Origin of the sequence: Caballeronia sp. dw_19, from assembly GCF_018449515.1 — a bacterium.
Lineage (GTDB): Bacteria > Pseudomonadota > Gammaproteobacteria > Burkholderiales > Burkholderiaceae > Caballeronia.
Genome location: NZ_JAAVUQ010000033.1, coordinates 50,997 through 70,196 on the forward strand (window position 1 = coordinate 50,997; position 19,200 = coordinate 70,196).

Consider the following 19,200-nt stretch of genomic DNA (forward strand, 5'->3'; position numbering starts at 1 on the left):
TCAAAAGCCTTCGGTTCCCGCCGAAGGCTTTTGTTTTTCCAGCATTGAAATCAGTTCATGATCGTTCTCGGCCGTTTGGTTAAGTCCATGATTTTTAACGATTCCCTACTAGGGAAGTCCTGAACCTTGATTCACGACTTCAGGGTGCTGATGTGCTGCGAGCTAAGTCATTGATTTAAAGCAGTTCCCTACTAGGGATCACTGCTTTTCGAGTTCCGACTCAATGAATGCGTGAATTCGTTCTGCCCATTGCTCTGCTTCGTCAGCGGCTTTGCCGGAGAATGAAACCCCGACAACGCCATTTCGGGCCGAGATCTGACAAACCTTCTTGGCGCCGCGTTTGACGATCAGTGGTTCGTGCTTCTCACGAGGCGCCCGGTCTGGCTTTGTTGCCGCGACCGCTTGCGCCTGGGTGTAAGTGTCATCAGCCAAAAGCCGCTCGATCGCTGCTTTGACCTTGTCCACCCGCCCCTCAGCTACCGCCTTGGCCATTTGCTCTGCCGCGTTACTTCCCAAGCGCTCGGGTCGAGCTGCCAGCAATTCCTTGCACTCGTCAGGAAGCAGATCGAATTTCATGATCCGCCCGACGTGCGAGTCACTAATGCCCGCAGCCTTCGCCAGATCCTCTTTCGTAATCCCCGTTGAGTCCTGGAGTGACTTGAAGCCCCAGAATTTCTCAAAGTCCGAAAGAGTAGGCGATAAGAGGTTGGAGAAGAAGGCGGCGTACTCGACCATCGACGCATCGATGTCCAGCACAATGCCGTCAATCTCGGTGCGACCGAGTTCGCGATACACCGACGCCCGGTTATGACCAGCGACGATGTCGTATTCGCCGTCGTGGCGTTCGCGCACCGTAATAGGCTGCGCGAGAGGGTATGCCATCAGGTTCGCTTTAAGTTCTGCGTACTCTGAAGGCGTAAGACGTCGGCGACGGCCGGGAATCTCGTGAAGCTTGTTCAGCGGAAGTTTGCCGGGTGCACGCTGTTCCAGTGCCCGCTTCAGCTTGTCAATTTCAGCCTGCTGGCTGTGAACCCGCCCTTGAAGACCGATCAACTGCCCAGGCGCGGTGCGAGGCGCCACCGGTTCAGAAGGCGTGTCAATGCCATCGTCGTCCAGTCGAATGCCTGCTGCCTTTGCCTTTTGTTTCGCTGCTGTAGACATGCTTACTCCTTGTCCCAGAGGTAACAGACCTTGCTGTCGATCAGATCCACGACCTGGTCGTATGGCACGCGGATTCGTCGAAGCGTTGCGGCATTGCCGTCGTAGTTCGGGAAGTCGTACACCGTCGAAAAATCGTTGGTGGTCGTCCGGGCAAGGTCGGTTTCCGGGATTTCAACCGGCAATACACGCTCGCCATAGGTCGTAATGACCCAGTCGCGAACGATGGACGCATTCGCCTTATTCGGCATGCGCGTCACCAGGATGTCGATGAAATCGAATATCTTGGCTTCGTCGGCTGATTCCCCGAATTGCTTCATGCCGGAGACCATGTCGGAGAAAAGCGACCAGAACTGGACCATCGATGCAAACGAGAGCGTGTCCGGCATCACCGGCACAATCACCCCATCTGCCGCGAAAAGCGCATTGATGGTCAGGTAACTCAACGTGGGCGCGGTATCGATGATGATGTAGTCGTACTCGTGCTTGAGTTCCTTGAGCCCGTCGTTCAGCACGTTCCAGAACTTTGCACTCGGCGAAGCGTGAACGCGCGCAGGGAGCATGAATTCGGCGTTGAACAAATCCGTGGATGATGGGATCAGGTCAAGGTTTTCCCAATACGTTTGCATCGGCAAATGCTTCATGTCGAAGGCTTCGCCGCTGACGTAAGCCTCGATCAAGGGCAAAATAGTCTGGTCGCCGTTGATTTCCGCGTGCGGGTTGATCCCGTACAACGTGGTCGCGCTGCCCTGCGGGTCCATATCTATATGGAGGACCCGGCGGCCGTGACGCAACGACAAGCCTTGCGCCAGCACCATGGACGTCGTGGTCTTGGTCACCCCGCCCTTGAAGTTACCGATAGCGATGACTTTCCCGTCTTTCCCCGCCGGACGCTGTCTTGGCTTGCGTTCAGCCTTGACCCACTCGATGGTTTCAGCGAGCGTAAATTGCCGCGCGGCTCCGGCCTTCTCCTGGGTGCCTTGAGGCAGTTCCCCTTTCTTGATCAGATAGGAGAATCGGGCTTTGTCGATGCCACACAGTTCCTGCAGTTTGCCGCTCGGGAACACCGGGGCAACCTTCCGTGGGAACGGCTGGAGCATTTGAGTGCGAATTCGCTCGAGCATTTTTGCGGAGCGAGCCGCCAAATTGACGAGGTCGTCCGGCGTCACCTCGATGGGTGGCGTCGAAAGGTTAATATCCATGCGTTCTTCCCGGTGGCACTGGTTCTACCAAAAACGTGGATTCTCCCTCAAAAGGTAGAACCGACGGTAACCGAAGACTAAGAGGTATACGGAGTAAACGCAAGTAAACTTTGCCGGGCCGGGGTAGCCGCAAAGGCACGTGGTTGTTGGGCTTGGAGGAAAAAGGTGAGAAAAGACTTGAGGCAAATCGAAGGTTTTGCGGCGCTTTAGGTCTGTAGATTCAAGCGCCGGCGAGGTATTCCTTGGCTATTGGCTCGTCGACAAGACGCCGTTTTTACCGTTAGCGGACGAACCATGACCACGGGCTTTCACATAAAGACGCGTGGTGGACAGGTTGGCGTGGCCGAGGCGGACCTGGACTTCGCGGCAATCCGCGCCGCTTTCGAGTGCGTGATGCGAGTGGGTGTGACGGACCCAGTGAGTGCTCGCACTGAAACAACGATGCGAATCGAGCAAATTCTGCTGTGTTGAGAGAACTGCGGCCCAAGAGAAAAGCCGCCGGAATACCTGCCCCATCCCATCGGGCGTCAATGAATTGCCGGTGCGAAAATGCGCCAGAAGCGGAGTGTCGGCTGGACAAGCGCTGGGGTCCCCGGGCAAACCGCGCGCCCGCAGGCTCTCAAAAAGCAATTCCATTACGGCCTGAGGGACCGGAATGGTTCGTGCCGCACGGCCTTTTCCGGGAATTGCCAGTTGCCAGGCGTTAGCCGATGCGCTTTCAATTCCACTTTCCAGCGCCGGCTGGATTAGCTGGCCGGTTGTTGCATGCGCCAGTTCCGCCCGCCGCAGCCCGGTCGAGTAGGCAAGATTCAGCGCCAGATAGTCACGCAATTCCCGTTGGGAATACTGGTCCCGAGAGGCCGCCTGGACCACGCTCTGCCACTGCCCGTGGTTGAGCGAGCGCCCTGAAACGTCAATTCGCGGGCCAATTGCCACCGCCGGAGCATTCGAAAACGGGTTGTGCGCCCAATAGTTCTGCTCGACCAGCCATTGACCCATTGCGTGAAGAATTGCTCGTGCGGTCTCGCGGCTGCGATTGGAGAGGGCGCCGACAAACGGCCGCCAATCCAGGTGAGTTCGCTCGATTTTCGCGCGTCCGACCCAGCGGGCGGCCGGTTGCGGATCGGCCAAAAACGTCCCGATATACCCCGCGCAGTCGGCGCCATCCAGCGACGATAGCGCCTTTTTCTTTTCGTTGATTGCCCACAGAAGCAGGCGTTCGGCCTCCCGGCGATAGGCGCGGGCGGTGTGCGGACTGTGTTGCCGAGCGGCAAGCCACGCTTCGATTGCCTGCAAATCCGTTTCCAGCGAACACGGCAAACCGTGATTTCGCGCCCGGTTAGTGCCCGTCGATCCATCTATTTCCGCGGGTACAGCGAGCGATTCGATCGGCACGATGCCGCTCTGGCGTGGCCGCATAAGCGAGGGATCGTTGCTGGACAAGCGCCGGCGGGGGGTGAGCGCGCGCGTGGACAGCATGTGACGGAGCGAATCGGCGTGAAGAGCGAGCCAGTCAACTATCCGGCGCGCTGCCTTTGGCCCGACCCGCGCGACGCTTGCATACCAGCGGTGGCCGCGCCGTTCGATGAATCCGAGGAGATCGGCGAGCGTATGGATACCCGCGTGCTGAAGACGGCCGGCAATCGCGGGTTCGAGCCAGCTTGCGACCGGGTGGTCCGGCTGCGGCGCCTGGACCAGACTGGCTTCCATGCGGGCGAGGGCGTCGATCTGACGTCGGCGCAGGCGGGCATTCCGGGTTGAACGCCGGTCAACACCCAGGCCGTTTTCCTGTGGAAATTCAGCCTGATAAAGCTCCAGCAGTTCGGCTTCACTATGGAAACCGTTTGGATCGACGGATTCCCGATAGGCCTCCAGCGATGGCATCTCGCCGGCTGCCGACCGCTGTGCGTCAGGAATGCTGCCTGGTCTCAGGCGCAGAAGATGCGTGGCTTCGACATCGCGGGTGCGGCGCGCAGCGCCCGACAGGGTGTCGCGCAACAGGCCGATCAGACGTCGGGTCGCCCGGATGTCGGTGGTGGCGTCGCCATAAGTTGCATGTAGTTGCTCGACCGAAACGCCATCCAGATATCCGCGATAGAGCGCGAAATGTTCACGAGTAAGCCGCTTGATTGAGGTGCGGTTCTCGGGATTGCGAACGGATGATGGTTGTAAAGCAGCTGGCATGAGTTATTTATGCTTTCGTTTCAATAGCTTGGAGTGAGGCTACCAGCGTGGAGGCGGTTTGACAACAAAAAACGCCACATCTGATAAGTATACGAACCTTCGCAGGTGTTGGCCGTTCGTCGTCGCGCTGGTTGAGGTGCAACGACGAGGCTCGATAGGGTAGTGAAATCTGAAGCGCCGACGCTCGCACGCCGGACGAAATGGAAGAAGTCTATGAACGAACCGACGTCGAGCGTCGATATCGGGAAGCGTTCTTTGAGTTCAGCGACTGGAAAACTATGAGGACAATGCAACGCCGTCGTCACATTGAACGAATCGTGCGTGCAGGCACCGTCACTAACCCACACGCACCAGAAAACGCGCGATTACACCGCGAGCGCTTCGGCCACCACGGTGGCCAGCGGCGTAGTCGGCCGGCCAAGAAGTTGACTCAACTGATGACCTTCATCAAAGAGTGCACCCTTTGATGCGCCCGTAGACGAGTCCGACAGCAGCGCAGCCAAGACCTCCGGCAATCCGACGCCGATCAGCGCGGCTTTGTAGTCCGACTCGGAAAGATTCTGGTACTCGACCTTCTTGCCCGACTGCCGCGTTACTTCGGCAGCGAGCTCGGCAAGGGTGTATGCGGTATCACCGGCCAGTTCATAAATGTGTCCCGCCTGAGCGTCGCGAGTCATCGCCAGCGCGGCCGCCTCCGCATAGTCGGCGCGTGTCGCCGAGGAAATTTTGCCGTCACCCGCGCTGCCGAGGATCGCACCGTGTTCGAGCGCGGGGGCAAGGCTGCCGGTGTAGTTTTCCGTGTACCAGCCGTTACGTAGCAAAACGAACGGTACGCCCGATGCGCGCAGTGCCTCTTCCGTCTCGCGATGTTCATCGGCTAATCCTAGCGGCGATGTATCGGCGTGCAACACGCTGGTGTAGCCGATCAATTGCACGCCGTTGCGCTTCGCGGCATCGATTGCGGCGCGATGCTGGACTGCGCGCTGGCCAAGTTCATTCGATGAAATCAGCAACACCTTGTCTGCGCCCTTGAAGGCGGTTTCGAGCGTGGCCGGTTCGTTATAGTCGGCGCGCCGGACGTGCACGCCCAGCGCGGCGAGATCGGCCGCCTTCTCCGGACTGCGTACGGCGGCAACAATTTCGCTTGCCGATTGGGTTTTCAACAACGCTTTGATAACAAGCCGGCCGAGTTGGCCGGCGGCTCCGGTAACGACGATCATGATCAAACTCCTGGGGTGAATGCGACAGAAACCGTACCGTATCGGATAAACTAACTTTTCGTAAGTACGTACGCCGAGGTAAGTATCCATGGACTCAAATAGTGGTTTTGCCCGCGACGGCGTGCCGTTATCGGATCAGTTGCGCCGTGGCGAATTGCTGTCGGCTGACTGCCCGTCGCGGGAAGTGCTCAAGCATGTCACCAGCCGATGGGGCGTTCTCGTGTTGATGGTTCTGCTGGAGCAGACTTGCCGTTTCAGCGATCTGCGCCGGAGGGTAGATGGCGTGAGCGAAAAGATGCTCGCGCAGACGCTGCAGTGGTTGGTGGCTGATGGTTTCGTGATACGCACTGCGTATGACGAAGTGCCGCCGCATGTGGACTATCGGCTGACGCCGTTGGGGGAGGAAGTCGCGCGCCAGGTCACGTCGTTGGCGGATTGGATTGAAGTGAATCTGTCGCGCATCATGAGTGCGCGGACGGTGGAGGCGTAGAAGATCGGCGACCGCGAGCGGCGTTGCACCCGTTGCTCGATGGAAACATCGATGCCGCGGCCGACGTGCTGCACGAAAATTTACGTGTGGCCCAGAGGCGTACGTTGTAGCGGCCGCGCGCGCTGCCCGTTATATGCGGCGGATCGTGTGAGCGCACCGGTAGTACGGCCGGCGGAATTACCGATGGCTGACGTCCGCAAGGTTAACGCTTTTGTTTGCCGCAAGATTGGCGCGCATCCAGTCTTCAAGCCCACACGCCGCAATGCCGCGTTGGGCATTGAACGTCTGCGACTTGTCCCACGCCACGCCTTTTCCTTCGGCAAATACCGCGCGATATTTCTTGATCGCATTGTCGGGATCGTCGGCCAGTTCGCGTTTCAATTCCGGCACGCTCCACTCAGTGCGATGGACGTTCAGGTCCAGTAGCTCGTCGACTGCATCGGCCAATTGACGATAGGTGACAGTGTCGCCGGCTATGTACACGATTTGATCAACGACGCGAGGTTCGGCGAACACGATCTCGGTCGTCAGGGCGCCAATGTCGTCAGCCGTTGTGACGGTCACGCTGTTGTCCCAGCCTCCCAACGCATTCACGGTGTTTCGCCCGAGGTCCACCACGCCAAACGATGGCTCGAAGAGAAAGCTGGTAAACATGCCTGTCGATACGATCACCCACTCTGTCTGATCTTGCGAGCGCAGCAGGTCGCGCACGTCGAGCTGCTCGTCAAACAGATCCTGCGGGCTACCCCGGCCGATGACATCGTAGTTAACACCGAATTGCCAGGGAAAATATCGCTTTACTTGCGCCTTCAGTACGGCGCGGGCGAGCTTGAGCTGAACGCCGCTGCCGCCCACGAATCCCGTGCACGAGATGACCGTGTGGAAGCGGCCAAAAACAGCAGCAAGCGATTCTTCCGACTGCTCGGCCAGATCGACCGGAAGCAGTTCGACGCCAAGCGAGCGCAGCTCGGCAATGTCCTTTTGCTTGGCGAGCGCTTGCGAATCGATCGTCGACGGACGCAGGAGCGCTGCGATAGAAACGCCCGACCCCGGCGTAGCGCGACGCGCGAGACTACGCAACATGGCCATGCCGAGTTCGCCGGCACCCAGGACGAGAATAGAATTAGCTTGCGACATGCGAGTACCCTTTTTAGCTTGAGAAAAGTTATCGGAAGCGCGTGCTGACGCGACCTGTCTTCATCGGCTCACAACTCCGCAGCGTTAAAGGAGAGGTCAGCCGGACAATCGGAAGTGTAGTGGCGGGGGTGCGCGGCATTGTTCGCCGTCACGGAAATGAGAACGCGTGTGCATCGAACGATCCGGCGGAAGAGGCTGAAGATCAGTGCAGGATGAACGGCGCTTTTGAGCCACCCGCCGCCGCCAAAATACAAACCGGACACGTACCCGTTCATGGACAAACTTCAAGCGATGACAACCTTTGCGCGGGTCGTCGAAACGCAGAGCTTCAGCAAGGCGGCGCAGACCCTGTCGATGCCCCGGTCGTCAGTAACGACGTTGATCAAGAATCTTGAGCGGCATCTGGGTACGCCTTTGCTTCGGCGAAGTACACGAACGCTCAGCCTTACCGATGCGGGCGAGCGCTACTACGCGTCATGCCGGACGATCCTGTCGGACATAGTCCAGGCAGAGAGCGGCCTGCTGGCGGACGCGACGGCGCCGCGTGGGCGAATACGAGCGGGTATGCCGGGTGTCATAGGACGCGCGGTCGTGCTGCCGCGACTGCGGGAATTCGAACAGCTTTTTCCCGGTATTGAACTGGCGCTGGTTCTTAGCGACCGTCCCGTCGACCTGATTTACGATGGTATTGATTGCGTCATCCGCACCGGCGATCTGACGGATTCCACATTGACCGCACGCCGGCTGGGTCAACTGAGCTGGTTGACCTGCGCGTCCCCGCGATATCTGAAGGAGTACGGAGAACCTGATGGCGTCGAAGCGCTGGGCGCTCATCGCGCGGTCAACTATATATCGAACGCCACGGGCCGGCCCCTTGACTGGCGCTTTAGTGTAGACGGCGAAAACGTCACCGTGACAATGCCAAGCCGTTTTTCCGTCAACGAAACAGAAGCGTATTTGCAATGCGGTCTGGAAGGATTGGGACTGATCCAGTTGTCGGAGTTTGTTGCATCGCCGTACCTCGAAACCGGGCGGCTGAAAGAGGTTCTGGCAAGCGCAAGAAGTGCACCCGTGCCCATTTCAATCGTTTATCCGAACGGTAGAAATGCGGGCGCGGCCATCAAGGCTTTCGTCGATTGGGTCATCCGGATTTTTCCGCAAAGCGGCGTCAACCCGGACGCACGATCAAGATAAGAAAACCGTTTTAAGACATGCTCGTTTTTAACTTGTTCGACGCCCGGCGGACTATCCGGAGCAACGCGGATGCGCGTTAAGCCGTCATCGCGTACGCTAGCCGGAAAGGCCGAATGGGTTGAGCACAGTTGACCGTTTGATCGCAGACAATGCCGTTAGCCACGCTTTGGAGGGTAGTGCCATGAAATCCCTGGTTGACCAGCTTGGACAGTACGCGGTGTATCACCGCGACTCGCGCAACATCGTTTCGCATCTCATTGGCATTCCACTGATTGTGGTTGCGGTCGCCACTTTGTTAGCGCGGCCATCGGTTGGCGTGACGGGCACATTGAGCGTATCGCCGGCAATGCTGCTCGCCGCAGCGGTCGCCGTGTTCTATCTTCGGCTCGACATACGATTCGGTATCCTGATGACTATCTTGCTCGGGCTGAGCGTGTGGGCGGGGAAGCTGCTCTCGATGCAAACGACCGGGCAGTGGCTCGCCTGGGGCCTGGGCCTGTTCTTTATCGGCTGGGTGATCCAGTTTATCGGCCACTACTTCGAAGGCAGCAAGCCTGCTTTCGTGGACGATGTAATCGGGCTGGCCGTCGGGCCGTTGTTCATCGTGGCGGAGCTAGCGTTCTTCCTGGGTCTGCGCGACCCCGTTCGACGCGCGATTGAAGAGCGTGCCGGCCCCATTCGCGGCGGTGAAGGTAAAGGAGCCGTTCGATAACCGTCAGCCATTTATACGACGACGCTATCAACTTCCTTTCGGGATGCTAGGGTTAACACCTAAATCGACAATAATCCCTTGCGCGGTCTGCTCTTAATCTTAAGCGTGCATTTACCTACACTTGAAACACTGAAACGCGAACAGGGTTGTTCGCGAAGAAAATCAAGATTCGGAGGTAGGTCATGAAACTCGTTCAATCGCTTATTGTTGCCGCAGTCCTTGCTGTGCCGGCCGTGTCGTCGTTCGCTCAATCGAATGCGCCCGTTACCCGTGCCGAGGTGAAAGCTCAACTGGTCCAGCTTGAAAAGGCGGGCTATCAACCCGGTCGCGATGACCCGCATTACCCGGCTGATATTCAAGCTGCAGAAGCACGTGTCGCTGCGCAAAACGGCGCTGCTAACAGCTTCGGCGGTGTGACGGATGGCACGTCGGCATCGGGTGCCCGCGCAGTCGTGAGCCCCGCGCTGAACGACAATGGAAGGTCGATCTACTCCGGCCACTAAACAACGCTGGTTGTGTTGCCATGCCGTGCAGTGACCCTGCCGGTATTGAAGACGATGCGAAGGGGGTTGGTGAGCGCGCAGCGATCCTGTGCGCCCATCCCTTTCGCTCAGTCAATTCGAATCAACGAACAGCACCTCCTCCAGCGGGGTTGCTCCGATCCCGATGGATTTTGCCCAGCTATAGGTTGGGCTTTTTTTGCGTCACCGCGCAAGCAAAGACCAAGGCTAAGCACCTGAGGGTCGCGTTGATCTGCGAAGCAACATCTACCCTAAGACCCTAAGCGCATAGCAGTTCCGCCGTGCCGCGTTATCCGTGTCCGTCTGGAAAAAACCACTCATGTCTTGCGGGATTCTTCTCGCCGAGCACGATCTCATCGATGAACGCTCGCAGATCCTGAAAGTGGAAATGTGCTTGTCAAGCGCTCGCAACCTCCAAGTCTAGGCAGCGTATGCCGGGAAGTCGATATACGCGCTTTCGTTTCCGCCCCAGAACGCGTCACGCACGTAGTGTGTCAACGGATAGCCATGACGATAGCGCGCCGGCAGGTCCGGATTCGAAGAGAACAGGCGCCCGAATGCCACCAGATCGGCGTCGCCTTGCTGCAGAATTTGCTCGGCACCTTCGCGATCGAATCCGCCTGCCGCAATGATCGGCCCTTTGAAGATCTTGCGCAGGAACGATGACGCGACCGGCGCCTGCCCTTCCTCGAGTGTCTCGGTGCCCATCACCCGCGGTTCGATGACATGCAGGTAGGCAAGACCATACGCGTTGAGCCGCTCTGCGAAGTAGCCGAAGGTCGCTTCTGGATTGCTGTCCGAAATCGCGCCCCAGCGTCCGCTCGGCGACACCCGCACGCCAACGCGTTCGCTGCCCCAGACGGAAGCGAAAGCCTCGACCAGTTCCAGAGAGAAACGGGCACGCTTTTCGAGCGTGCCGCCGTAGGCATCCGTGCGCTTGTTGGTGCCGTCCTGCAAGAACGTATCGGCCAGGTAGCCGTTTGCGTTGTGCAATTCGACGCCGTCGAAGCCCGCTTCTTTGGCACGTGCCGCTGCTTTGCGAAACGATTCGACCAGCGCGGGAATTTCCTCCGTTTCGAGTGCGCGGTGCGGCGAATTCGGCACCCAGCCGTTTTGCGTAAACACCGTTGTTTCATAGGGTACGACGGACGGTGCGATCGGCGCATTGCCCCCACTCAGGTCCACGTGCGACTGACGGCCGTCGTGCGCAATTTGCATGACAATACGCGCGCCTTTGGCATGAACCGCCTCGGTGATCTTCTTCCAGGCCTCGACGTGCTCATCCGTGTAGATTCCGGGCGCACCGATATAGCCGCGGCTGTCATAGGACGGATGTGCACTTTCGGTGATCAGCAAGCCGCCTTCCGAAGCCCGCTGGCGGTAATACTCGACCATCATCGCGCTAGGGCTGTGGTCCTCGTCTGAACGCAGACGGGTCATGGGAGCGTGTACGACGCGGTGCGACAGTTCAAGCGCTCCGACCTTGACGGGCGAAAACAGCTTCACAGTGTTCGATTCCATTTTATCTTTTCCTGACTCACAAAAACCGAGCTTGCCGAGCATGAATCTCTCTCCGAAAATACCGGCCGAGAGCTTGGCGAACTCATCTGCTCAACGAGCATTTGCATAGTCCGCAAAACGTCAGCGGACATTGAATGCGCTGAAGCTGATCGTGCGGCCGTAACCGGAATCGATTGCAAGCCGCACCGCGAACATGCCCATGGCCTCGGCGTACACTGCGTTTGCCAGCGAGCCGCCATCGATTGCACGGAATCCCAATTCCTTCGCAAGCCCAGAGACTGCCGCTTTTGCATCTTCATGATCGGACGCAACAAACGCACTGACCTGTCCGTCTGTGCCGGGCGTCCGAATGACGTCCGACCAGATCGAAGTGAACGCGCTCACGACCTTGGCGCCCGGGAGCGACGCGGCGAGTGTCTCGGCCGAGCTGGGCTGGCCATCGCGACCGACGGTGCCAGAAACCGAGACCGCTACCACGATACCTGTGTAGCCACCGAGCGTAGCGGCAGCCTGAATGAGCTCGGTCGCCGGTACGACGATAAACACGATGTCGCTCGTGGACAAATCCTGCGGTGTTGCCGCAGTCACGCCGAGCTCGCCAACCAGCTTCTTTGAGGAAATGCTGGCGTCATTCGAGCCGCGCACGTGAATCGTGTGATTGGTTCGTTTTTTGAGCGCTGTAGCAATCGCGCCGCCCATATCGCCGGTGCCGAGCACCGAAATTTTCAACGTTTCCATCAGTTCAACTCCATCACTGCAGGTTGTGGGAATCACGCATAGCCAGGCCGAATCGACCGACTTCCGGCATCGGAGCGTGCGTCGTTCATTAGCCGTTGAGCACCGACCTCATCTGCGCGTTAAAGGCATTGACGAACTCGTGTTCCTTCGGCCCTACATTGCTGCGCAACATCTTTCCGGCGTCGACGACGATTTCGTCAGCACTGCTATCCAGAATCTTCATCGTTTCGTCGATGAACTGGTCCAACGGCATGGCCTGTTCCGCCTCGCGACTGTTCATCAGATCCGTGCGCACCCATGGCGGTGCGATTTCGAGCACACGAACCGGTGAGTCTTTCAGCAAGAAGCGTTGCGAAAGAATGTACGAGTGCAACGCGGCTTTGGTGGCCGAATACACTGCGGTGACCGCCAGTGGAACGAACGCGAGCACAGATGTCGTGTACGCAACGACCGCGTCCGGTTTCGTCTTCAGATGATCGATCAGAGCAGAGGTGAGACGCATTGGTCCAACCAGGTTGGTCTCAACTGTTGCCATCATCAACGCATCGTCGAGTCGTTCGTCCGCATGGTCGATCTGCATGATGCCCGCGTTGTTGATGAGCACATTCAGATCGGGATAGTCCGCGATCATCGTCGCCGCCACATGTTCGACGCTCGCCGGGTCGGCGACGTCGATCTCGATTGCGTCGATGCCCGGATTGGCCGCGACGACTTCATCGAGTTGCGCGCGCCGCCGGCCACCGACGATGACCTTGTTGCCGCGCCGATGCAGCGCTTCGGCAAGCGCCCGTCCGATTCCGGAGCCACCGCCCGTTATGAAAATTGTGTTACCTGTGGGTTTCATGATCGTATCCTCACGTTTGAAAAAGTTCAGGAGGGGAAGCGTTCGCCGAACATCGGCAAGCCGCTGACCGACTCCGTTTCCGTGGCTTCTTCCTGCAGCACGTCCCAGTGCTCAGCAAGCTTGCCGTTCTCGATACGCACGACATCGGCGGCAATCCACGCCTTCGTCCGTCCATTGCCGGAGAAGCGGCCATGTGCGATCACGTAGTCACCTTCGGCCACGATCAACTGGTTCTCGTAGCGAAGCGTTGCGGGCAGCGTACGGATCAGGGCGAAGAGACCTTCGCGTCCCGGCGCGATGTGCGCGCTGTGCTGGATGTAGCGCTCCGACCAGAAGCGTTCGGCGGCCGCGTAGTCGCGCTGGTTGAAAAGCGTGTCGAAAGCCTCGAGGACGAGGGCCTTGTTCTGTTCGGGCGTCGTGGTGCTCATGTCGGTCTCGCTTTGCTGAAAGGTTGAAGGGGTCAAACGGTGCACAAACGCAGGGACGGATAGTCTGTGTAACCCTGCGGCCCTGCTCCATACACGGTGGTCCAATCGATTTCCGCAAGCGCTGCACCATTTGCAATTCGCTCGACAAGATCGGGATTGGCGATATACGGCCGCCCGAACGCAACCATGTCCGCGAGGCCGGCGTCGATCAATGCAGTGCCGCGCGCCGCGTCCATCTTTACATTCGCGATCAGCGTGCCCCGATAGATTGGCCGGAAATGACGGAACATGCCGTCGTCCATCAGGTGTTCCAGCGGCGTCCCCGTGAAATCAGTGGTGTTGCCCATCAGCAGCAGATGGGACAGACCGTACCCGCCCAATTCGCGGATCGCGTACTCGGCCATCGGCAACGTTTCGTCGTTCGCCGCGAACGGGCCGCGCTCATGCATCGGACTGATCTTCACGCCGACGCGCGCGGGCTCGACCTCCCCGAGCACCGCCTCGACTACTTCAAACAGGATGCGGGCACGGTTTTCGATACTGCCGCCATAGCGGTCCACGCGCCGGTTGGTCGTGCGGTTCAGGAACTGCGCGAGCAGGTACAGGTAGTTGGCGAGAATCTGCACGCCGTCGAAACCGGCGTCCATCGCATTGCGGGCGGCGCGCGCATAGTCGTCCACGGTCTGCCGTATCTCGGCTTCGGTCATCGGCCGCGGCGCCACCGTGGGGACACGGCCTTGTCGTGTGACGGATTCGTGCTGCACGTTCACATCGGAAGCGGACAGCGGCAGCGCGCCGCCTCGCAGGTCAGGATGCGCGATCGCGCCGGTGTGCCACAACTGCGCGACGATCCGGCCCCCCGCCGCGTGGACGGCGTCGGTCACCTTGCGCCAGCCGCGCACCTGCGCCGCGTTCCAGAGGCCCGGCGTGTCGGCCCAACCGTAACCGTCCGGACTGATCGCGGTCGCCTCGGCGATGATCAGCCCGGCCGATGCGCGTTGTGCGTAGTACTCGGCCTGCAGTTCGGTCGGGACCGCATCGGTCGAACTCGCACGCATGCGTGTAAGCGGGGCCATCACGATGCGGTTGGGCAAATCGAGGCTGCCCATGCGGGTCGGCTTGAACAAGGATTCGAAAGTCATAGTGAGTATCTGTCCGGAGGTTTAGAGCGTGACGACAACCTTGCCGATCTGCTCGCCCGCTTCGATGAAGCGGTGAGCGTCGGCGATTTCGTCGAATCTGAAAGTCCTCGCAATGACGGGACGCAGCGATCCATCCGCGATACCGTCGCCGACAAAGCGCTTCATCGCTGCGAGCTGCACGTCGTCGCGCATTCGAACAGTCAGTGCGACGCCACGCACCGTCACGTCGCGGGCGAAGATGTCGAACGGCGCAATGACGGTCGCATCGGTCGCGAGCGCGCCGTACAACACCATCGTGCCGCCGTTCGCGGTCGCTTTCGCGAGTTGCGCGAAGCCTGGGCCGCCGACCGGATCGAACACGAGTTCGGCGCCGCGGCCATTGGTGAGACGTCCGACTTCCGTCGCCACATCCTGCGACTCCGACACCACGACGGCGGAGGCGCCGAACCGGCGCAACGCGTCCGCCTTGGCCGCGCTGCGTGTGAGCGCGATCGGCCGTGCACCCAGACGGTTGGCGATCTGGATTGCCGCGAGCCCGACACTGCTGGACGCGGCGGAAATCAACACTACTTGCCCTTCCTGCAGGCGGCCGACCGCGACCAGACCGCTCCACGCCGTGCCGAACGCGGACCAGACGGCGGCTGCGTCGACGAAATCGAGTTGATCGGGAATCCTGATCAGTGAACGCGCTGGGGCGATCGACATCTCGCCATAGAGCGGATACTGCGCGGCGCCGTAGGCGGGCACGAGCGCTACCCGATCGCCGAGCGCAAAGCCGGTCACGTCCGGCCCGAACGCGTCGATTACACCGGCAGCTTCAAAGCCGATGCCACTGGGAAGTGCCGGTTTGACCGGGGAACGGCCGGACCGAAGGGTCAGCTCGGTCCGGTTCAGACCGATCGCATGAATGCGCAGGCGCACTTCACCTGCGGCCGGATCGGCAATCGTGACGTCTTCAATGCGAAGCACGTCAGGTCCACCGAATTCGTGAATGCGTACCGAGCGGGTCATCGTCTTTCCTCATCGCTGCGTGGTTGTGCCGTGAGGGAAAGATAGAGCGCGCGTCGCCATCCCGGTAGCCACCGGATCAGGCTATCTCTTATGCATAATATGCATTAATGAGGACGAGGGACGACCGTGCGGGCCTGCTAGGAAAGCGTCGGGGAAAGCCCCATTTCGTCGCGCTGGAAGCCGGCGACGAGATGCTCGACGACCGCACGGCCTGCTGCGCGGGTCGCCCGTCCCATTGGGAAGTAGGCGTGAACCGGTATGCCCGCGAGTTGCCAGTCGGGCAGGAGGCGCACGAGCGTGCCATCGGTGAGTTCACGACGGCATGCCCACTCGCTCGTTGACGTGATACCGAGGCCGGCCGTCGCGGCCGCCACGGCGCCGTCGTTTTCGGTGGTCGAGAAGTGCGCTTCGAGGTCAACCGCGATTTCGTGCTGGCCGCGCGTGAAGCGCCACGCAGTCGGCACCGCTGAGGCCGGCCCGCCGACTATGCGATGCCGGTTCAGGGCCTCCGGCGTATCGGGCGCGCCGTGCAGATCAAGGTATGAGGGAGAAGCGACTATGACGCGAGCGATGGTCGCGATCAGCCGGGCCGTCGCCGTGGAATCGACCAGCCGTCCCAGGCGGATCGCCACGTCCACTGCGTCGCGCACCAGGTCCTGAGGCCGGTCGCCGAGCATCACCTCGACACGCAGTTCGGGATGCAGCGCCATGAACGGTGCGAGTTGCGGAATCACCGCGCGCGTGGCGACGCTACTGGGCATGCTCATGCGCAGCACACCGCGCAGGTCGCCGCCTTCGCGCACGCTCTGCTCCGCCTCGTCGAGCGCGACAAGGATCGGATCGATGCGCGACAGGAACTGCGCACCCGCGTCGGTCAGGACGACGGCGCGTGTCGTGCGTGTCAGGAGCCTGACGCCGAGTTCGCTTTCCAGGTCGGCGATAGTACGCGAAGCCTGCGATTGCGACAGGCTGAATTCTCGCGCAGCCGCGGAGAAACTGCCCAGCCGGGCGACCCGGGTGTAGAGGCGCAGCGAGAAGATGTCCTTCACGGAATTAGCCTTGGCGGTTGGGCGGATCCTCAAAATGCTAGTGGATTAATGCATTTTCCGCAATTTTTCCGCGAGCGTCATGATCGCGTATCGGCGCACGGGCGACGATGTCGCAAGGGACGCTGGCATGTGGATGTCGGTGGGAAAGCGGCGGACCAAGAGCGAACGGAGCCGCGTCCAAGCTCTCCGAAATCAATGTCCCGCAAACGGAAAGTGGTTAACGTAATCGAGGAAGCGAGAAAGCGAGTGAAGGCCCGGACGAGGTAGTCAGTCGAACTGAAACCGCACCGGAACCCGTCATGACGAAAGCGGCGGCATCGTTTTCAAGGTGCGGGTCATGAGGTCCTTCACACTCTCCACAAGAAGCGAATCGACTGTACCCGAGCACGAAACGACGGCAATGCCAACATGCGGAAGCGGGGGCAGCATCTCTCCATCGGGCATGATCCGCAAATCTGCAGGAACGGCGCCTCTCGTCAGCACGGCGACAGCAATGCCCGCCCGCACGATTGCCAGCAGACCATCCTTGCTGACGCTTTCATAAGCCACGCGGTAGCTGACATTGGCACATTCGAGCGCACGCCGCGCCGCCTGATGGTCGAGCGTTTCGGGCACCGACAAGGCTATTTGAAGAGGCCCATCGCCTGGGTGGTAAAAGTCCTGCGATGCGATCCACACCAGATCCTCCCAGCGAATCACCCGCTCCAGGTTCCCCTCCGGCGCGAGCGATACCAATGCCACATCAAGACGACGCGCATCGAGCATTTTCTCGAGCAACGGCGTAGGCGCACATACGACTTCCAGTGCGACCCGCGGATGCTGCGCCGCTATTGCGCGTAGCACGGCCGGAAGGAACTCTGTGCAATAGTCCTCGGGGCATCCGAGCCGGATCGAACCGGTGAGCCCGCGACCGGTCACGTCGACCAGCGCCTCGTCGTGTGCTCGCACCAGCCTTCGGGCGTGCGACAACAGCCGATCGCCGCGCGACGTCAGTTCCACGCCGCGTGCGGTACGCACCAGCACCGCGCCATCGACGATCTCTTCGATCCTCTTGAGCTGCATGCTGATCGCGGATTGCGTGCGGCCAACTTCCGCCGCCGCGCGCGTGAGGGACCCGGCATCGGCTATGGCGACGAACGTCCTGAGCAAATCGAAATCCAGCTGCAACATGATGGCATCAGCTCCTCGAATGGCAGGCATCACAACTTTTCATTTCCACCTGCCGATTTAGTTCGCATACATTGACCTTCGGCGCACCCGCCCTCCACACATGGACACCGTCATGTCAGCACAAACCGATCGGGACTTTTGGTCAAACGCTCAGCGGCACCTGATCCGCTACGGCGGTACATTCTCGCCCGTCATAATCGAGCGTGCCAGCGGCAGCCATGTCTATGATTCCACGGGCCGGGCGATACTCGACTTCACCTCTGGACAGATGAGCGCCATACTTGGCCACTCTCATCCGGAAATCGCCGAAGTTATCGCAGAGAGCGCACGGAATCTCACCCATCTTTTCAGCGGGATGCTTTCGCGGCCGGTCGTGGACCTGGCAACCCGCCTCGCCGGCATCGCGCCTGAAGGACTTGATCGTTCCTTGCTGCTCAGCACCGGTGGAGAAGCCAACGAAGCAGCGATCAAGATGGCAAAGCTCGTAACCGGCCGGCACGAGATCGTGAGCTTCGCTCAATCGTGGCACGGCATGACCGGCGGTGCAGCTTCGGCCACTTATAGCGCCGGCCGCAAGGGTTACGGTCCGGCCGCCGTGGGGTCCTTTGCCATTCCGGCGCCCTATCCGTACCGGCCACGATTCGAACGCAACGGTGTTTATGATTGGGCGGCTGAACTCGACTACGCATTCGACCTGATCGACAGGCAATCTTGCGGCAGCCTCGCGGCGTTCATCGCTGAGCCAATCCTGAGCTCGGGTGGCCTGATTGAACTGCCGCCAGGATATATGCGCGCGCTAAAAGCGAAGTGCATCGAGCGCGGGATGCTATTGATTGTGGACGAAGCGCAAACCGGCATGGGCAGAACCGGAACCATGTTCGCTTGTGAGCACGACGGCGTGGTGCCCGACATCCTGACCTTGTCCAAAACGCTTGGCGCGGGCCTTCCCCTGGCTGCCGTGCTGACGACTCAGGACATCGAGAATCAAGCACATGAACGCGGATTCCTCTTTTATACGACACATGTATCCGATCCAATGCCGGCAGCTGTCGGGCTAAAAGTCGTCGAGATCATAGAGCGGGATGGCCTGGTTGAACGCGCTGGTGTAATCGGTACGCGTTTGCGCGACGGTCTGGAGACGCTTCAAGGCCGCTTCGAATGCATCGGCGATGTACGCGGACGTGGGTTGATGCTCGGGATCGAAATCGTTGGCAACAGATCAACGAAAACTGCGGCCCCCGCTCTTTCCGCTGCAATCACGCGTCGCTGCCTCGAACTCGGCTTGCACATGAATATTGTTCAGTTGCCGGGACTTGGAGATGTCTTCCGCTTGGCTCCTCCGCTTACCATTGCTGAGGCTGAGATCGATAAGGGGTTATCGATCATCGAGCAAGCTATCGAGGAAAGTGTGGGCATGTGACACGCAATGCCAAGTCGCGAGCGCCATAAGGCCAGCGCTGTCATTGGTCGAGCCGGGCG

At 59.9% G+C, this 19,200-nt stretch carries 18 protein-coding genes; 5 read left to right on the forward strand and 13 right to left on the reverse strand.

What is annotated here, in order from left to right:
• Nucleotides 1-198 precede the first annotated feature (198 nt).
• From HB376_RS31280 to HB376_RS31295, 4 genes are all read right to left on the reverse strand, one after another.
• Nucleotides 199-1,161, reverse strand: a complete 963-nt coding sequence (locus HB376_RS31280) for a ParB N-terminal domain-containing protein (protein ID WP_213767542.1) — start codon at nucleotides 1,159-1,161, stop codon at nucleotides 199-201.
• A gap of 2 nt (nucleotides 1,162-1,163) precedes the next feature.
• Nucleotides 1,164-2,360 carry an AAA family ATPase gene (locus HB376_RS31285; RefSeq protein WP_213767543.1) on the reverse strand — a complete coding sequence of 399 codons (1,197 nt, stop codon included), beginning with the start codon at nucleotides 2,358-2,360 and terminating at the stop codon, nucleotides 1,164-1,166.
• A gap of 246 nt (nucleotides 2,361-2,606) precedes the next feature.
• On the reverse strand, nucleotides 2,607-4,544 hold the full coding sequence (locus tag HB376_RS31290; RefSeq protein WP_213767544.1) for a site-specific integrase: 1,938 nt from the start codon (nucleotides 4,542-4,544) through the stop codon (nucleotides 2,607-2,609).
• A gap of 365 nt (nucleotides 4,545-4,909) precedes the next feature.
• Nucleotides 4,910-5,764, reverse strand: coding sequence for an SDR family oxidoreductase (locus HB376_RS31295; RefSeq protein WP_213767545.1), 855 nt, complete (start codon nucleotides 5,762-5,764; stop codon nucleotides 4,910-4,912).
• Nucleotides 5,765-5,852: 88 nt separating this feature from the next.
• Between HB376_RS31295 and HB376_RS31300 the strand changes: the two genes are divergently transcribed.
• Nucleotides 5,853-6,254: a helix-turn-helix domain-containing protein gene (locus tag HB376_RS31300; RefSeq protein WP_213767546.1), complete on the forward strand. Its 402-nt coding sequence runs from the start codon at nucleotides 5,853-5,855 to the stop codon at nucleotides 6,252-6,254.
• Nucleotides 6,255-6,431: 177 nt separating this feature from the next.
• On the opposite strand, the gene HB376_RS31305 is transcribed toward HB376_RS31300, so the two are convergent.
• Nucleotides 6,432-7,391: an aromatic alcohol reductase gene (locus HB376_RS31305; protein ID WP_213767547.1), complete on the reverse strand. Its 960-nt coding sequence runs from the start codon at nucleotides 7,389-7,391 to the stop codon at nucleotides 6,432-6,434.
• A 273-nt stretch (nucleotides 7,392-7,664) separates the two neighbouring features.
• Here HB376_RS31305 and HB376_RS31310 point away from each other — a divergent pair, with 273 nt between their 5' ends.
• The 3 genes from HB376_RS31310 to HB376_RS31320 all read left to right on the forward strand — a co-directional run bounded on the left by HB376_RS31310 (nucleotide 7,665) and on the right by HB376_RS31320 (nucleotide 9,800).
• A complete protein-coding gene (locus tag HB376_RS31310; protein WP_213767548.1) occupies nucleotides 7,665-8,585 on the forward strand; it encodes a LysR family transcriptional regulator in 921 nt (306 codons plus the stop codon).
• A 181-nt stretch (nucleotides 8,586-8,766) separates the two neighbouring features.
• Nucleotides 8,767-9,297: an Mpo1-like protein gene (locus HB376_RS31315; protein ID WP_213767549.1), complete on the forward strand. Its 531-nt coding sequence runs from the start codon at nucleotides 8,767-8,769 to the stop codon at nucleotides 9,295-9,297.
• Nucleotides 9,298-9,479: 182 nt separating this feature from the next.
• Nucleotides 9,480-9,800, forward strand: a complete 321-nt coding sequence (locus tag HB376_RS31320; protein WP_213767550.1) for a DUF4148 domain-containing protein — start codon at nucleotides 9,480-9,482, stop codon at nucleotides 9,798-9,800.
• Between the two features lie 438 nt (nucleotides 9,801-10,238).
• Here HB376_RS31320 and HB376_RS31325 read toward each other — a convergent pair whose 3' ends face one another.
• The 8 genes from HB376_RS31325 to HB376_RS31360 all read right to left on the reverse strand — a co-directional run bounded on the left by HB376_RS31325 (nucleotide 10,239) and on the right by HB376_RS31360 (nucleotide 17,721).
• Nucleotides 10,239-11,339: an alkene reductase gene (locus HB376_RS31325; protein ID WP_213767551.1), complete on the reverse strand. Its 1,101-nt coding sequence runs from the start codon at nucleotides 11,337-11,339 to the stop codon at nucleotides 10,239-10,241.
• A gap of 120 nt (nucleotides 11,340-11,459) precedes the next feature.
• Nucleotides 11,460-12,077, reverse strand: a complete 618-nt coding sequence (locus tag HB376_RS31330; RefSeq protein ID WP_213767552.1) for an NAD(P)-binding domain-containing protein — start codon at nucleotides 12,075-12,077, stop codon at nucleotides 11,460-11,462.
• A gap of 88 nt (nucleotides 12,078-12,165) precedes the next feature.
• Complete coding sequence (locus HB376_RS31335) at nucleotides 12,166-12,921, reverse strand: SDR family NAD(P)-dependent oxidoreductase (RefSeq protein WP_213767553.1); 756 nt, start codon at nucleotides 12,919-12,921, stop codon at nucleotides 12,166-12,168.
• A gap of 26 nt (nucleotides 12,922-12,947) precedes the next feature.
• Entirely contained in the window at nucleotides 12,948-13,349 is a 402-nt protein-coding gene (locus HB376_RS31340) for a nuclear transport factor 2 family protein (protein ID WP_213767554.1), read from the reverse strand.
• Between the two features lie 32 nt (nucleotides 13,350-13,381).
• Nucleotides 13,382-14,491: an alkene reductase gene (locus HB376_RS31345; RefSeq protein ID WP_213767555.1), complete on the reverse strand. Its 1,110-nt coding sequence runs from the start codon at nucleotides 14,489-14,491 to the stop codon at nucleotides 13,382-13,384.
• 21 nt (nucleotides 14,492-14,512) lie between these two features.
• The gene (locus HB376_RS31350) at nucleotides 14,513-15,502 is read right to left on the reverse strand and encodes a zinc-dependent alcohol dehydrogenase family protein (RefSeq protein ID WP_213767556.1); all 990 of its coding nucleotides are present in this window, start codon (nucleotides 15,500-15,502) and stop codon (nucleotides 14,513-14,515) included.
• Nucleotides 15,503-15,639: 137 nt separating this feature from the next.
• A complete protein-coding gene (locus HB376_RS31355) occupies nucleotides 15,640-16,551 on the reverse strand; it encodes a LysR substrate-binding domain-containing protein (protein ID WP_213767557.1) in 912 nt (303 codons plus the stop codon).
• A gap of 297 nt (nucleotides 16,552-16,848) precedes the next feature.
• Nucleotides 16,849-17,721 carry a LysR family transcriptional regulator gene (locus tag HB376_RS31360; RefSeq protein WP_255631655.1) on the reverse strand — a complete coding sequence of 291 codons (873 nt, stop codon included), beginning with the start codon at nucleotides 17,719-17,721 and terminating at the stop codon, nucleotides 16,849-16,851.
• A 112-nt stretch (nucleotides 17,722-17,833) separates the two neighbouring features.
• Here HB376_RS31360 and HB376_RS31365 point away from each other — a divergent pair, with 112 nt between their 5' ends.
• Nucleotides 17,834-19,141, forward strand: coding sequence for an aspartate aminotransferase family protein (locus tag HB376_RS31365; protein ID WP_213767558.1), 1,308 nt, complete (start codon nucleotides 17,834-17,836; stop codon nucleotides 19,139-19,141).
• Nucleotides 19,142-19,200 lie beyond the last annotated feature (59 nt).

Bases quoted from the DNA above. Each gene is read 5' to 3' on its own strand.
- HB376_RS31305 (WP_213767547.1), bottom strand. From the start codon at position 7,391: ATGTCGCAAGCTAATTCTATTCTCGTCCTGGGTGCCGGCGAACTCGGC.
- HB376_RS31325 (WP_213767551.1), bottom strand. From the start codon at position 11,339: ATGGAATCGAACACTGTGAAGCTGTTTTCGCCCGTCAAGGTCGGAGCG.
- HB376_RS31345 (WP_213767555.1), bottom strand. From the start codon at position 14,491: ATGACTTTCGAATCCTTGTTCAAGCCGACCCGCATGGGCAGCCTCGAT.
- HB376_RS31350 (WP_213767556.1), bottom strand. From the start codon at position 15,502: ATGACCCGCTCGGTACGCATTCACGAATTCGGTGGACCTGACGTGCTT.
- HB376_RS31295 (WP_213767545.1), bottom strand. From the start codon at position 5,764: ATGATCGTCGTTACCGGAGCCGCCGGCCAACTCGGCCGGCTTGTTATC.
- HB376_RS31285 (WP_213767543.1), bottom strand. From the start codon at position 2,360: ATGGATATTAACCTTTCGACGCCACCCATCGAGGTGACGCCGGACGAC.
- HB376_RS31360 (WP_255631655.1), bottom strand. From the start codon at position 17,721: ATGTTGCAGCTGGATTTCGATTTGCTCAGGACGTTCGTCGCCATAGCC.
- HB376_RS31330 (WP_213767552.1), bottom strand. From the start codon at position 12,077: ATGGAAACGTTGAAAATTTCGGTGCTCGGCACCGGCGATATGGGCGGC.
- HB376_RS31290 (WP_213767544.1), bottom strand. From the start codon at position 4,544: ATGCCAGCTGCTTTACAACCATCATCCGTTCGCAATCCCGAGAACCGC.
- HB376_RS31340 (WP_213767554.1), bottom strand. From the start codon at position 13,349: ATGAGCACCACGACGCCCGAACAGAACAAGGCCCTCGTCCTCGAGGCT.
- HB376_RS31365 (WP_213767558.1), top strand. From the start codon at position 17,834: ATGTCAGCACAAACCGATCGGGACTTTTGGTCAAACGCTCAGCGGCAC.
- HB376_RS31315 (WP_213767549.1), top strand. From the start codon at position 8,767: ATGAAATCCCTGGTTGACCAGCTTGGACAGTACGCGGTGTATCACCGC.
- HB376_RS31310 (WP_213767548.1), top strand. From the start codon at position 7,665: ATGGACAAACTTCAAGCGATGACAACCTTTGCGCGGGTCGTCGAAACG.
- HB376_RS31320 (WP_213767550.1), top strand. From the start codon at position 9,480: ATGAAACTCGTTCAATCGCTTATTGTTGCCGCAGTCCTTGCTGTGCCG.
- HB376_RS31300 (WP_213767546.1), top strand. From the start codon at position 5,853: ATGGACTCAAATAGTGGTTTTGCCCGCGACGGCGTGCCGTTATCGGAT.
- HB376_RS31335 (WP_213767553.1), bottom strand. From the start codon at position 12,921: ATGAAACCCACAGGTAACACAATTTTCATAACGGGCGGTGGCTCCGGA.
- HB376_RS31280 (WP_213767542.1), bottom strand. From the start codon at position 1,161: ATGTCTACAGCAGCGAAACAAAAGGCAAAGGCAGCAGGCATTCGACTG.